Below are 13,661 nucleotides of genomic sequence, written 5' to 3'. Positions count from 1 at the left end.
GCGACCATATAGGCATCGATCCCGCGCCGCTCGCGCGTTTTCGAGCGATCTCTAGACGCCGGCAACCCTGGCGTCGTTACAGAGGCAGCAATCCTGACATGGCTGGCATTCTGATCATCGCGCATGCTCCGTTCGCTACCGCGCTACGCGAGTGTGTCGCGCACATTTACGGCGGCTTGCCCGCACGCATCGGCGTTGTCGACGTAACGCCCGACTGCGATCCCGTCGAAGTCCGCGCGTTTGCGCGCTCGGAACTCGACCGTCTGCGAGAAGACAATGGCGCCATCGTGCTCACCGACGTCTTCGGCGCGACGCCCGCGAACATCGCGGCGAGTCTCGCGGAAACGGACGTGCGCGTGCTCGCAGGCGTCAATTTGCCGATGCTCGTGCGCGCCGTGTGTTATCGCGCGACTCCCATCGACACGCTTACCGAAAAAATTCTGCAAGGCGGCTCGAAAGGCATCCAGGAACTGGATTCCTCCACGCCGCTGAATCCTTGCGCGCTCGCGACGAAGGCTGCCGGTTCGCAAGATCCGGCGTGCTCCGCGAGTGCCGATCTCGTCGCCGCGAAAGCCGCGAGTCACTGACGCCGCTCAATTCATCCACTAGCGCCCGGAGCATCATGCTGCAACAGGAAACAACGATCGTAAACAAGCTGGGACTCCACGCGCGGGCATCGGCGAAGCTCACGCAACTGGCCGGTAGCTATCAGTCGGAAATCTGGATGAGCCGTAACGGTCGCCGGATCAACGCCAAGAGCATCATGGGCGTGATGATGCTGGCAGCAGGTATCGGCAGCACGGTGACCATCGAAACCGAAGGCGCCGACGAAGCCGATGCGATGAAAGCGATCCTCGCGCTTATCGCCGACAAGTTCGGGGAAGGGCAGTAAGCGCTTCATCCCGCATCGGAAGTAGCCAACGAAAAGCCGCGCTTCGACGCGGCTTTTTTGCGTCCGCGTTCTTTGCAGGACAAACGGCCGCGCCTCGCTGCGACGGCCGTTCGGCGACCGCGGCCTCATTCGAACTTATAATGCTAGCGCGGTCCTAAGCGCCTGCCGCAGGCCCCTAGAGACCGCGCAGAAACTACAGAGGAGGTGCGCGTGTCCTTCACGCTGCATGGAATTCCCGTCTCACGAGGCATCGCCATTGGGCGAGCGTATCTGATCGCGCCTGCGGCGCTCGATGTCGCTCACTATCTTATCGATCCGGACCAGATCGACGCTGAAATCGCGCGGTTTTATGCCGCGCAAGCGGGCGTGCTCGCCGAACTCGAAACGCTTCGCAACGACCTCGCTGCGGACGCGCCTGGCGAAATGACAGCGTTCATCAACGTTCACATGATGATCCTGAACGACGCCATGCTCGTGCAGGAAGTCATCGATCTGATTCGCACGCGGCGCTACAACGTCGAATGGGCGCTCACCGAACAACTCGAAATCCTGAGCCGCTATTTCGACGAAATCGAAGACGAGTATCTGCGCGAACGGAAGGCGGATATCGAGCAAGTGGTGGAACGGCTGCTCAAGGCGCTTGCAGGCGCGCCGACCACTGCATCGATGGTGGCGCATACGGTTGCGAGCAACGGCCACAACGAGATGATCGTCGTGGCGCACGACATCGCGCCGGCCGACATGCTGCAGTTCAAGACGCAAGCATTCAAAGGTTTCGTGACCGATCTCGGCGGCCGCACGTCGCATACGGCGATCGTCGCACGCAGTCTCGGCATTCCCGCGTCGGTCGGCGTGCAGCAGGCGAGCGTGCTGATTCGTCAGAACGATCTCATCATCGTGGACGGCGATCACGGCATTGTCATCGTCGATCCCGCGCCGATCGTGCTCGAAGAGTATTCGTACCGGCAAAGCGAAAAGGTGCTGGAGCAGCGCAAGCTGCAGCGCCTCAAGTTTTCGCCGACGCAAACCTTATGCGGCACGAAGATCGAGCTGTGCGCGAACATCGAACTTCCCGAGGATGCGAAGGTCGCGGTGGAAGCGGGCGCGATGGGCGTCGGCCTCTTTCGCACCGAGTTTCTCTTCATGAATCATAAGAACCAGTTGCCGGAGGAAGAGGAGCAGTTCGAGGCCTACAAGCGCGCGATCGAACTGATGAACGGCAAGCCGGTGACCATTCGCACGATCGATGTCGGCGCGGACAAGCCACTCGATTCGATGAGCGCCGGCGACGGCTACGAAGTCGCGCCGAACCCGGCGCTCGGGCTGCGCGCCATTCGCTGGAGTCTGTCCGAGCCGCAAATGTTCATGACGCAACTGCGCGCCATCTTGCGCGCATCCGCGTTCGGTCCGACCAAGATTCTGATTCCAATGCTCGCGCACGCGCAGGAGATCGATCAGACGCTCGATCTGATCCGCGAGGCGAAGCGTCAACTCGACGACGCGGGCATCGCCTACGACCGCCAGATTCAGGTCGGCGCGATGATCGAGATTCCCGCCGCCGCCATCGCCGTGCGGCTCTTCCTGAGCCGGCTGGATTTTCTGTCGATCGGCACCAACGATCTGATTCAATACACGCTCGCCATCGACCGCGCGGATAACGCGGTCGCGCATCTGTACGATCCGCTGCATCCGGCCGTGCTGAACCTGATCGCGTTCACGCTGCGCGAAGCGAAGCGCGCCGGCGTGCCGGTTTCGGTATGCGGTGAGATGGCGGGCGATCCGACGGTCACGCGCTTGTTGCTCGGGCTCGGTCTGACCGAGTTTTCGATGCATCCGAGCCAGTTGCTTGTCGTGAAGCAGGAAATCTTGCGCTCGAATCTCAAGGCATTCGATAAGCCCGTAGCGGACGTGCTCGCGGCTTACGAGCCGGATGAATTGCAAGCAGCGTTGGCGCGGCTTCAGAAGATTTGAGGCTTACGAAGCACGCGCATGCCGCTCGCCGCAGACCACGCAATCGGCCTGGCGCGCGATCTTCATCGTGTTCCACTCCATGCGCAGTGAATCCAGCATCATCAGCCGGCCGGCGAGCGTTTCGCCGAAGCCGCCGATCACGCGTAGCGCCTCCGCCGCTTGCATTGCGCCAATGATGCCCACGGTCGGTGAGAACACGCCCATCGTCGAACACGCGACTTCCTCGAACGCCTGATCCGGCGGAAACACGCACGCATAACACGGCGATTGCTCCGAGCGGAAATCGAATGTGCTGATCTGCCCGTCGAAACGCAAGGCCGCGCCCGACACGAGCGGGACGCCATGCGCGACGCACGCGGCGTTGATTGCGTGACGCGTGGCGAAGTTGTCGCTGCAATCCAGCACGACCGACGCGCCCGGCACGTTGGCATCGAGCCAGGCCGCGTCGGCACGCGCGTTGACCGCTTCGATCTCGACATCCGGGTTCAGCGCGTTGAGCGTCGCGCGCGCGGATTCCACTTTGGCCTCTCCGACCGAACGCGTCGCGTGCACGATCTGCCGTTGCAGATTCGTGAGGTCGACGGTATCGGCATCGACGAGGGTCAGCTTGCCGATTCCCGCTGCCGTGAGATACATCGCGGCAGGCGCGCCTAGGCCGCCCGCGCCGACGATGATCGCGTGAGCATCGAGAAAGCGCTGCTGCGCTTCGATGCCGATTTCATCGACGAGAATATGGCGGGAATAGCGGAGAAGTTGGTCGTCGTTCATCGAGCGGGCGCGTGACAACGCGCTGTCTGTGCTGCGAAGGAAACGCCGTGGAAGCGGCGCGCTTGAGGCGGATATTTTAAGCGCGCGCGGGAGGAAAGGCTTCGCGGCGCGTGACCGCGAAGCCTTACTGCTGATGTTGCCCTGCCTCTTACTTCGACTGAGCCGTGGGCGACGAAGCCGGTTCCGCGCCCGATGCCGGCGCCGAACCCGGCGTGGCCGGCAGCGCGGGCGCCGCAACCACCGGCGCCGAAGCCGAACGTCCCGGCTTGTTCTGTGCGAGCTTGCGTTCGCTGTACGACTTCGATTCGACGACCGTCTTGCCTTCCAGCTTGTTCAACGCCTGCGCAAGCATGAAGTCGTCCGAACTGCCGAACTCCACCGGCTTGCGTTCGCGATCCTTGCGACGCTGCTCCGGCGTTTTCTTGTCGTTCTGCTCTTCGAGAATGCGCAGTTGTTCCAGGCGGTCCTGCTCGCGCTGTTCGGATTCCTTCTTCTCGTTCGGGTCTTGCGTGTTGGCGAGGTGATTCGAATAATCGACTTCGCGCGTGACGAGCGCGTCGTCGGGGTCGCCATCCGCGTATTGATCCACCGGCACATCGGGGCGCACGCCCTGGTTCTGGATCGACTTGCCGCTCGGCGTGTAGTAGTACGCCGTTGTCAGACGCAGCGCGGTGTCCGCGGTCATCGGGCGAACCGTCTGCACCGAGCCCTTGCCGAAGGTCGTCTTACCGACGATCAGCGCGCGGTGATGATCCTGCAACGCGCCCGCCACGATTTCCGATGCCGACGCCGAGTAGGCGTTGGTCAGCACGACCATCGGCACCTTCTTGAAAATGTCCGGCACGCTCTTCAGCGGATCGGAATCGAAGGAGGGCAAACGATAGTTGTCGTAGGTGTCGCGGAAAGTCTGCTTCGCGTCCGCGATCTGGCCATTGGTCGACACGACCACCGAGTTGTCCGGCAGGAATGCGCCCGCCACGCCGACCGCGCTCTGCAACAGACCGCCGCCGTTATTGCGCAAGTCGAGCACGAGGCCCTTCAGGTTCGGTTGTTGACGCGCGAGATCCTGCAGCTTGGCCGCGAGGTCCGGCACCGTGCGTTCCTGGAAGCTCGTGATGCGGATATAGCCATAGCCCGGCTCAGGCACCTTCATCTTGACCGATTGCACGCGGATGAGCGCACGCGTGACGGTAAGCGGGAACGTGCGGTCGTCGCTCTTGCGGAAGATGGTGAGCGTGACCTTGGTGCCCGGTTCGCCGCGCATTTGCTTGACGGCCTTGTCGAGCGTCATGCCGCGCACCGGCTTGTCGTTGATGCGCGTGATGAGGTCGCCCGGACGAATGCCGGCACGGAACGCAGGCGTGTCTTCGATAGGCGAGATGACCTTGATGAGACCGTCTTCCGAGGAAATCTCGATGCCGAGGCCCGCGAAACGGCCCTTGGTCTGTTCCTGAAGCTCTTCGTAATCGGTCTTGTCGAGATACGACGAGTGCGGATCGAGGCTCGACACCATGCCCTTGATGGCGGCGGTGAGGAGCTTCTTGTCATCGACGGGTTCGACGTATTCGTGCTTGATCTGCCCGAAGACTTCGGCGAAGAGCCGCAATTGATCGAGCGGCAGCGGCGATGAGGCCGCTTGCTGGGCGGACGCGGAAATCTGCAGAGTTGCAAGTGCGCCGGCAGCAACGCCCGCGGCTATGAGACCGAAGTTTTTCAGGTTCTTTCGCATAGAGGAGTGCGTTTGGAAAACGAATGGGCTGCATCGTGGGTGACGGGCCAGTATACCCGCTCACCTTCAATGACGACTTAAACGCAACTTAAATGCCCGGGCACGCAGCGCTTGAAACAGCGGGCCCTGCGACGAATGTGTCGGGCGCGACGGAAGACTGTCAGCGAGCGGACATCGGCGCGCGGACCGCCGTGGTCCGCGCATGCAAAGCGCTTGTCGTGCTTATCCCGCCTTGCCCTGCTTGGCGACAGCCGCCTGCGCCGCCGCGATGGCGTCCGGATCGCCCAGGTAGTAATGCTGGATGGGCTTCAGGTTCTCGTCCAGTTCATATACGAGCGGGACGCCGTTCGGGATGTTCAGTCCGACGATGTCGTCATCCGAAATATTGTCCAGATACTTCACGAGCGCACGGATGGAATTGCCATGCGCCGAGATCACGACCTGTTTGCCCGACTTGATGGCCGGCGCGATTGACTCGTTCCACATGGGCAGCACGCGCGCGACCGTGTCTTTCAGGCACTCGGTAAGCGGCAGTTGTTCACGCGGCACGCGGGCATAGCGCGGGTCGTTAAAGGAAGCGCGTTCGTCGTCCGGATTCAGCGCGGGCGGCGGCGTGTCGTAGCTGCGGCGCCAGACGAGCACCTGGTCGTCGCCGTACTTCTTCGCGGTCTCGGCCTTGTTTAGCCCGGCAAGCGCGCCATAGTGACGCTCGTTCAGACGCCACGAATGAACGACCGGAATGTACATCTGGTCCATTTCGTCCTGCACGTGCCAGAGCGTGCGGATGGCGCGCTTGAGCACGGAGGTATAAGCGATGTCGAAGGTATAGCCCGCTTCCTTCAGCAGCACGCCTGCCTGGCGTGCCTCGCGATTGCCCTGCTCGGTCAGGTCGACATCCACCCAGCCGGTGAAGCGGTTTTCCTTGTTCCACGTCGATTCGCCGTGGCGGATGAGCACTAGCTTGTACATGTTTGTAGGTCGGTCAGTTAGGAAGCGGTGCGCCGATCGCACCCCCGATATCCTGCCCACGCGCGCGGGGTGCCGCCATCGGCCGGATGGACAAGGCCATCGCGGTAGACGGTTATTTTATAATGTTCGGATTGCCCTCATTTCCCTTTCTTCCTTCATTACTACCTTTCGGCGGCCCTCGACGTGAAGTTTTTCACTGATTACACGAATCTCGCACTCATCGCGATTGCGCTCATCTCCGGCGCGCTGCTGCTTTGGCCTGTCCTCATGCGGCGCGGCCGTGGCGGCATTTCGGCCGCTGAAGCCGTTACGCTCATCAACCGGCGCAACGCGGTGGTTGTCGATTTGCGGCCCGCGTCCGAGTTCGCGCAGGGCCACTTGCCGTCGGCCCGCAATATCGAGCAGACGGAGCTCCAAGCAAAAATTGGCCAGATCGCCAAAAATAAAGGCAATCCGGTCGTGCTCGTGTGCCAGACCGGTCAACAATCGCAGCGTGCCAGCCGCGCCGTTTCGGAGGCTGGCTACGCTGAGGTCCATGTTTTGCAAGGCGGTGTGGATGCCTGGCAAAAGGCCGGAATGCCGGTCGTGAAACAAGGAGCAGTCAAGTGAACAAAGTCCTCATGTACAGCACCCAAGTGTGCCCGTATTGCCAGATGGCCGAACGTCTTTTAAAGTCCCGCGGGGTCGAAAACATCGAGAAGGTGCTGATCGACCGTGAGCCGGGCCGTCGCGAGGAAATGATGACGCGCACCGGCCGCCGGACCGTGCCGCAGGTTTATATCGGCGACACGCACGTCGGCGGTTATGACGATCTTTCGGCGCTGGACCGCAAGGGCGGTCTCGTGCCGCTTCTCGAGTCGGCCTGACACCACCGCGCGCCGCTCGCGCATTGCGCCGGCGGCGAAGGCGCGCACGCCGAGAGACAGGCGCGCCGAACTTCGAATCATCTAGGAAACCATTATGTCCGACGAGAATAACCAACCGTTTTTCAACATCCAGCGCATTTATCTGAAGGATATGTCGCTCGAGCAACCGAACTCGCCCGCCATCTTCCTCGAACAGGACATGCCCGCGGTTGAGGTCGAAGTCGATGTCAAGGCCGACCGTCTGGCTGAAAGTGTCTTCGAAGTGCTGGTAACAGGCACGGTTACGGCCAAAGTCACGGACAAGGTGGCATTCCTGATCGAAGCAAAGCAGGCAGGTATCTTCGACATTCGCAATATTCCGGCTGAACAGATCGACCCGCTCGTCGGCATTGCGTGCCCGACCATCCTGTTCCCGTACCTGCGCTCGAATATCGCCGATGCGATCACCCGCGCCGGTTTCCCGCCGATCCACCTCGCCGAAATCAACTTCCAGGCCTTGTACGAGCAGCGCCTGTCGCAACTTGCGGGCTCGCAGGAAGGCGCGGCGAACGGCGCGACGCACTGACGCTTAACGTATCAACCAGTCTGGTCTCACTCTGCCTAACCGGAGCCGAGCATGAAAGTAGCCGTCCTCGGCGCCGGCGCGTGGGGCACCGCATTAGCGGGCCACCTCGCGGCACGGCACGACACGTTGCTCTGGGCGCGCGATGGCGCGCTCATCGAATCGCTTACCCAAACGCATGAAAACGCGCGATATCTCGCGGGCGTAGGCCTGCCAGAAGCGCTGGCGTATTCCGCCGATTTCAACGCGGCCCTCGCGCACGCCGCCGCTGACGACGCATTGTGCGTCGTCGCGACGCCCGTCGCGGGCCTGCGCGCCATGTGCCGCTCGATGCGCCAGGCGGGCATCGTTCCCGCGCATATTCTCTGGCTGTGCAAGGGCTTCGAAGCGGATACGCAGTGCCTTCCGAACGAGGTCGTCGCGGCCGAATTGCCTGACCATGTCAGTAACGGCACGCTGTCGGGTCCGAGTTTCGCGCGCGAAGTCGGACGTGGTTTGCCAGTTGCGCTGACAGTTGCGAGCGCATCGGCGACCTTGGGCACGCGCACCGTGACCGCGTTCCATCATGGCGCCATGCGCATCTATACCGGCGACGATATCGTCGGCGTCGAGGTGGGCGGCGCGGTGAAGAACGTGCTCGCCATCGCCACCGGCATCTCCGATGGCCTCGGCCTCGGCCTCAACGCGCGCGCGGCGCTCATCACACGCGGTCTCGCGGAAATGTCGCGGCTCGGCGTCGCATTGGGCGGGCGCGCGGAGACTTTCACCGGTCTCACGGGCCTCGGCGACCTGATTCTTACCGCAACCGGCGACCTTTCGCGCAACCGCACGGTCGGCGTGCAACTGGCGAGCGGCCGCACGCTCGACGAGATTCTCGCGGCGCTCGGGCATGTAGCTGAGGGCGTGCGCTGCGCGCGCGCGGTTCTTTCGCTTGCGCAGTCGCGTGGCATCGACATGCCGATCACACAGGCGGTATGCCGCGTACTTTTCGATAACGTCACGCCGCGCCACGCGGTGCAGGCGCTGCTCAGCCGGGACGCGAAGGCCGAGTAGCTTTTAGTCTGCGTCGCGATGCGGACCGAAGCGGTTCACGACGCTCACTCGCCGCCGTCGAATCCTGCCTGACGCCACGCCTCGAACGTGACGATTGCCACCGTGTTCGACAAATTCAGGCTGCGGTTGCCCGGACGCATGGGCAGGCGCACGCGTTGTTGCGTCGGAAAACCATTCAGCAAGTCGGCGGCGAGACCGCGTGTTTCCGCGCCGAACACGAACCAGTCGCCGGGGTGGAACGCGTGATCGAAAAAGGGCGTCGAGCCGCGCGTGGTAAAGGCAAACATGCGCGCCGGGTCGGGCGTTTCCTTCGCGAGGAAGGCGCTCCAGTTGGCGTGCACGTTCATCTCCGCGTACTCGTGATAATCGAGACCGGCGCGGCGCATTTTGGCGTCGTCGAGCGGAAAGCCGAGCGGCTCGATCAGATGCAAACGCGCGCCCGTGTTGGCGCACAGGCGGATCACATTGCCGGTGTTCGGCGGAATTTCGGGCTCGACGAGTACGACGTTGAACATGGATTGCAGTGGTGAATTGGTTAATCTTTGGGGGTGCGCAGCGCCACGAAATTGCTGACGCGCCGCGCGCCCGCCAGCTTCAATGTGCGCGCGAGGGCATCGAGCGTGGCGCCGGAGGTCATCACGTCATCGACCACGCCAACATGCTTGCCGCGCACGTCGCCCTTTACTTCGAACGCGGATGCAACGTTGCGGCGGCGCGTATCGAGATCGAGTTTGGATTGCTGCGCAGTGTCGATTCTGCGCACGACGAGCGCGGCGTCACCGTGAACGCGCATGCGACGCGCGAGCGGATGCGCAATCGCCCACGCCTGGTTGTAGCCGCGCGCGGCAAGGCGCTGGCGCGATAGCGGCACCGGCACGATCACGTCGGGTAAAGGCAGATCGCTGTCATCGAACAACGCAGCGAGATGCCGCGCGAATGTCGCGCCTGTCGCCAGCCGCGCGCGAAACTTCAGCTCGACGGCCAGTGTGTCGAGTGGCGCGCGATAGTCGGCAAGCGCGATCGTGTCATTGAACGCAGGCGGATTGTCGAGGCACGCCGCGCAGTGCATCCGCGTATCTTCGCGTTCTCTGTCCAGCGCAAACGCCGCCAGCGGAAGCGCGCAGGTCGCGCATCTCAGGCGCGACTCGTTCCAGTACTGGCCGTCACAATCGCTGCACACCACGTCTTGCGACAAATTGCCGCATAACGCGCACTGGCTGGGCAGCGCGGCATCGAGCAGCCGTTTTCCAAGTCCGCGCGCGGTCATCGCGACGCGTGCGGATGACGGGAAGAAATGGCTGAAGACATTCATGGCGGCGCGGACGAATGGTAGGCAACAGGCAACGAACTCGGACGAGCGCATGCACGTGCGGAGAAACAATCGGAACGGTTATGCCCCGTATCGGCCCTAAGCACGGGCTGATTTCAAGACGACCGAGTATACTTCGCACTCTTCGCGAATAGATCGTCATGTCCCAAACGCCCCCTCAAACTAGCCGACCGGCCTATGATTCGCGCCGTTTGCGCGCGATCTTCGACCGTCGCGCCGCGACTTTCGACGAAGTCGCGTTCCTGCCTCGCGAGATTGCCGGCCGGATGCGCGAGCGCCTCGAATACATCAAGGTCGCGCCGACGCGCGTGCTGGATGCGGCGTGCGGCATGGGCGCGGATCTGCCCGCGCTGCGCGAGCGCTTTGCGGAGGCATCGGTACTGGGTGTCGATATTTCTTCCGCGATGCTCGCGCGCGCCCGCGATGCGGAATCGGCGGAAGCCGAAAACGGCGCGGGCTGGCGGCGGTTCCTGCCGGCCACGCTCGCCAAGGCCTTCGGCGCGCGCGGACCGCAACTCGCGCAGGCGGATTTCTCCGAGCTGCCGTTCGCATCGGGCGCGTTCGAGATGCTCTGGTCGAACCTCGCGCTGCACTGGCACTCGCGGCCCGACCTCGTTTTCCCTGAGTGGCAACGCGTGCTGAAGGTCAACGGCCTTCTCATGTTCAGCACCTTCGGCCCAGACACGCTGCGTGAGCTCGCCGCGGCGTATCGCGAGGCCGAGCGCACGCTGGGCTTGCCGCCGCAGCCGCATACGATCGATTTCGTCGACATGCACGACTTGGGCGACATGCTGGTGGAAAGCGGCTTCGAGATTCCCGTGATGGATCAGGAGGTGCTCACCATCACTTACCGTTCGCCGGAATCCTTGCTTGCCGATGTCACGCGCTGGGGTGCTTATCCGTTCGAACGAAGCGCGGCCGCAGACTCGCAAATCGACGTGAAAGCCAGACGCAGCGCGGTTCACAGCGCGCTCGAAGCCTTGCGTCGCGACGACGGAACGATCCCGCTCACGTTCGAAGTGATCTACGGTCACGCATGGAAAGCGGTGCCGCGCACAACCGCCGAAGGTCACGGAATCATTCGGCTGGAAGATATAGGACGAGGCCCAAAACGGAATCGGTGACGGGGTAAAGAGGGCGTCAGTTATGTCTGAAATTTGCGGGCAAAAGCAGCGCCAAAAGGTGCGTCAAAAGGGCGCAGAAGCTTGTGGCGCTTGGGTTTCAGCCGTTACGACCCTTGCTTGTGGATACTACCCGACGCGCCTATAATGCGTCAGTTTGTCGCCCGGGCTGTGACAAATTTGGGCGAAATCCGAGCAAAAGTATGTGATTGCATGCGGATGGGAAGGAGGCGGCGATGCAAGCAAGCCACGCGCTGACAGACGACGAGCCAGTCATCAAAGACTGGCTGATGAAACGGAACTGCTCCGCTTCGCCGCGTCAGTTCGTGGTCTTTTATCTGTCGCTGGCGCTGTTTTCCTTTCTCATCGCAACGCTCTTGTTTCTGAACGGCGCCTGGCTGGTGCTGCCGTTCACCGGGATCGAGCTGACCGTGGTCGGTGTCGCGTTTCTTATCTACGCGCGGCACGCAGTCGACTACGAACGAATCCGGTTGTTTGAAAACCGCTTGTTGATCGAGCAGATGAACGCCGAGGAACTGACGCAGTTCGAATTTAATCCGCGCTGGGTGCGGGTCGAAACGGGCGCGACGCCGAGAGAGCCGCTCACGATCGTGTCGCGCGGTCAATCGGTGAAAATCGGACAACACCTTGCACAGCATCGTCGCAAACAATTTGCTGCCGAGCTGCGAGCGTCGCTGAGACGCTCTGCTTAAGAGGCATGATGTGGCCTGACGGCTCGGCGCGATGCCCACGGGGGTCGAGGGTTTGAATGGAAATTTTGGGTAAGGATGCTATGAAAACAATCAAGCGAGCCCTCTCGGGCGTGCTGGCGGCAGGCGCACTGCTGAACGCCGGCGTAGCCCTGGCGGTCAACGACAGTCCTGGCGGCCCAGCTGTAAACGAGCTGAACTTTCAGCCGCCAGTGACGAAGATCGCCGAGGAGCTCTACGGCCTCCATACGTTCATGCTCATCATCTGTCTCGTCATTTTTCTTGGCGTGTTCGGGGTGATGTTCTATTCGCTCATTGCGCACCGCAAGTCCAAAGGCCACAAGCCCGCTAACTTCCACGAAAGCACCACGGTCGAAATCATCTGGACGATCGTGCCGTTCGTCATCGTCGTGTTGATGGCGCTGCCGGCGACCAAGGCCGTCGTCGCAATGAAGGACACCAGCAACGCCGACCTCACCGTCAAAGTCACCGGCTACCAATGGAAATGGGGCTACGACTACGTGAAGGGTCCGGGCGAGGGCATCAGCTTCCTCTCCACGCTCACCACGCCGCGTAGCGAAGTGAACGGCCAGAAGCCGATTTCCGAGTTGTACCTGCAGGAAGTGGACAATCCGCTCGTCGTGCCGGTCGACAAGAAAATTCGCATCATCACCACAGCGAACGACGTCGTTCACTCGTGGTATGTGCCGGCCTTCGGCGTGAAGCAGGACGCCATTCCCGGCTTCGTGCGCGACACCTGGTTCAAGGCCGAGAAAATCGGTACTTTCCGTGGCTTCTGTACCGAACTTTGCGGCAAGGAACACGCGTACATGCCGGTGGTCGTCGAAGTGCTTTCCGCCGACGACTACGCGAAGTGGGTCGACACGCAAAAGAAGAAACTGGCCGCATCCGCCGACGATCCCAACAAGACCTACACGATGGACGAGCTGAAGACGCGCGGCGCGGCAGTCTACGCGTCGAACTGCGCGGTTTGCCACCAGCCGACCGGCAAGGGCGGCGGTCCGTTCCCGGCGCTCGACGGCAGCAAGGTTGCCAACGGCCCGATCGCGGACCACGTGAGCATCGTGCTGCACGGCAAGGGCGCCATGCCGCCGTGGCAGAGTACGCTCAACGATGTCGAGATCGCATCGGTCATCACTTACGAGCGCAATACCTGGGGCAACCATACGGGCGACATTCTGCAGCCGAAGCAAGTTGCCGACGCGCGCAATGGCAAGATGCCCGAAGGCGGCGGTCAAAAGACAGCGGCTGCGGCAACGCCCGAAGCCGCAAGCGCGGCGCCGGCTGCGGCGGCGTCCGGTGCCGAGGCAACGGCGAGCGCCAATCTGCCCGCGAGCATCTATTTCGAAACGGGCAAGAGCACGCTGCCCGCGGAAGCCAACGACGCGGTTCAGGCCGCAGCGGCCTATGCCAAGGCGCATCCCGAAGCGAAGCTCGCTATTTCCGGCTTCACGGATGCCTCCGGCGGCGCAGACCTGAACGCGGAACTTGCCAAGCAACGCGCGCAAGCCGTGCGCGACGCGTTGAAGGCAGCAGGTGTATCGGAAGATCGTATCGTGTTGAAAAAGCCCGAGTCCGTCACGGGCGGCACGGATGCGAAGGAAGCCCGTCGCGTAGAAATCAGTCCGGCTGCTTGACCTGACGAGCGCACCTTTCCCTCATCGCAACA

General features: G+C 62.3%; 15 protein-coding genes. 10 read left to right on the top strand and 5 right to left on the bottom strand.

The annotated features are described in order from the left end of the window. The first annotated feature begins 98 nt into the window (after positions 1-98). From P9292_RS24635 to ptsP, 3 genes are all read left to right on the top strand, one after another. A complete protein-coding gene (locus P9292_RS24635; RefSeq protein ID WP_244826865.1) occupies positions 99-587 on the top strand; it encodes a PTS sugar transporter subunit IIA in 489 nt (162 codons plus the stop codon). A gap of 35 nt (positions 588-622) precedes the next feature. Further along, a complete protein-coding gene (locus P9292_RS24630) occupies positions 623-892 on the top strand; it encodes an HPr family phosphocarrier protein (RefSeq protein ID WP_244826866.1) in 270 nt (89 codons plus the stop codon). Between the two features lie 210 nt (positions 893-1,102). Next, on the top strand, positions 1,103-2,863 hold the full coding sequence (ptsP, locus tag P9292_RS24625; protein WP_244826867.1) for a phosphoenolpyruvate--protein phosphotransferase: 1,761 nt from the start codon (positions 1,103-1,105) through the stop codon (positions 2,861-2,863). A 3-nt stretch (positions 2,864-2,866) separates the two neighbouring features. Here ptsP and P9292_RS24620 read toward each other — a convergent pair whose 3' ends face one another. The 3 genes from P9292_RS24620 to gpmA form a co-directional block, all read right to left on the bottom strand. Further along, the gene (locus P9292_RS24620) at positions 2,867-3,631 is read right to left on the bottom strand and encodes a molybdopterin-synthase adenylyltransferase MoeB (protein WP_244826868.1); all 765 of its coding nucleotides are present in this window, start codon (positions 3,629-3,631) and stop codon (positions 2,867-2,869) included. Between the two features lie 148 nt (positions 3,632-3,779). Next, positions 3,780-5,360, bottom strand: coding sequence for a S41 family peptidase (locus tag P9292_RS24615; RefSeq protein ID WP_244826869.1), 1,581 nt, complete (start codon positions 5,358-5,360; stop codon positions 3,780-3,782). 222 nt (positions 5,361-5,582) lie between these two features. Then, positions 5,583-6,329, bottom strand: a complete 747-nt coding sequence (gene gpmA, locus P9292_RS24610; RefSeq protein ID WP_244826870.1) for a 2,3-diphosphoglycerate-dependent phosphoglycerate mutase — start codon at positions 6,327-6,329, stop codon at positions 5,583-5,585. A gap of 183 nt (positions 6,330-6,512) precedes the next feature. Between gpmA and P9292_RS24605 the strand changes: the two genes are divergently transcribed. The 4 genes from P9292_RS24605 to P9292_RS24590 all read left to right on the top strand — a co-directional run bounded on the left by P9292_RS24605 (position 6,513) and on the right by P9292_RS24590 (position 8,810). After that, complete coding sequence (locus P9292_RS24605; RefSeq protein WP_244826871.1) at positions 6,513-6,938, top strand: rhodanese-like domain-containing protein; 426 nt, start codon at positions 6,513-6,515, stop codon at positions 6,936-6,938. Next, the gene (grxC, locus tag P9292_RS24600) at positions 6,935-7,195 is read left to right on the top strand and encodes a glutaredoxin 3 (RefSeq protein ID WP_244826872.1); all 261 of its coding nucleotides are present in this window, start codon (positions 6,935-6,937) and stop codon (positions 7,193-7,195) included. The genes P9292_RS24605 and grxC overlap by 4 nt, the downstream gene beginning before the upstream one ends. Positions 7,196-7,289: 94 nt before the next feature. Further along, the gene (gene secB / locus P9292_RS24595; protein ID WP_244826873.1) at positions 7,290-7,760 is read left to right on the top strand and encodes a protein-export chaperone SecB; all 471 of its coding nucleotides are present in this window, start codon (positions 7,290-7,292) and stop codon (positions 7,758-7,760) included. Between the two features lie 51 nt (positions 7,761-7,811). Then, positions 7,812-8,810: an NAD(P)H-dependent glycerol-3-phosphate dehydrogenase gene (locus tag P9292_RS24590; RefSeq protein WP_250462796.1), complete on the top strand. Its 999-nt coding sequence runs from the start codon at positions 7,812-7,814 to the stop codon at positions 8,808-8,810. Between the two features lie 44 nt (positions 8,811-8,854). Here P9292_RS24590 and trmL read toward each other — a convergent pair whose 3' ends face one another. Next, positions 8,855-9,325 carry a tRNA (uridine(34)/cytosine(34)/5-carboxymethylaminomethyluridine(34)-2'-O)-methyltransferase TrmL gene (gene trmL / locus P9292_RS24585; protein ID WP_309961660.1) on the bottom strand — a complete coding sequence of 157 codons (471 nt, stop codon included), beginning with the start codon at positions 9,323-9,325 and terminating at the stop codon, positions 8,855-8,857. Between the two features lie 20 nt (positions 9,326-9,345). Beyond that, positions 9,346-10,122: a phosphoribosyltransferase family protein gene (locus P9292_RS24580; RefSeq protein WP_404988813.1), complete on the bottom strand. Its 777-nt coding sequence runs from the start codon at positions 10,120-10,122 to the stop codon at positions 9,346-9,348. Between the two features lie 158 nt (positions 10,123-10,280). Here P9292_RS24580 and P9292_RS24575 point away from each other — a divergent pair, with 158 nt between their 5' ends. The 3 genes from P9292_RS24575 to coxB all read left to right on the top strand — a co-directional run bounded on the left by P9292_RS24575 (position 10,281) and on the right by coxB (position 13,629). Beyond that, positions 10,281-11,264, top strand: coding sequence for a methyltransferase domain-containing protein (locus tag P9292_RS24575; protein WP_250491719.1), 984 nt, complete (start codon positions 10,281-10,283; stop codon positions 11,262-11,264). A 233-nt stretch (positions 11,265-11,497) separates the two neighbouring features. After that, a complete protein-coding gene (locus P9292_RS24570; protein ID WP_244827953.1) occupies positions 11,498-11,974 on the top strand; it encodes a DUF2244 domain-containing protein in 477 nt (158 codons plus the stop codon). Positions 11,975-12,030: 56 nt separating this feature from the next. Further along, complete coding sequence (coxB, locus tag P9292_RS24565; protein ID WP_244826877.1) at positions 12,031-13,629, top strand: cytochrome c oxidase subunit II; 1,599 nt, start codon at positions 12,031-12,033, stop codon at positions 13,627-13,629. Positions 13,630-13,661: the final 32 nt, after the last annotated feature.

Origin of the sequence: Caballeronia sp. LZ001, assembly GCF_031450875.1 — a bacterium.
Taxonomy (GTDB): domain Bacteria; phylum Pseudomonadota; class Gammaproteobacteria; order Burkholderiales; family Burkholderiaceae; genus Caballeronia.
This window is presented reverse-complemented; position numbering and strand designations above follow the sequence as displayed.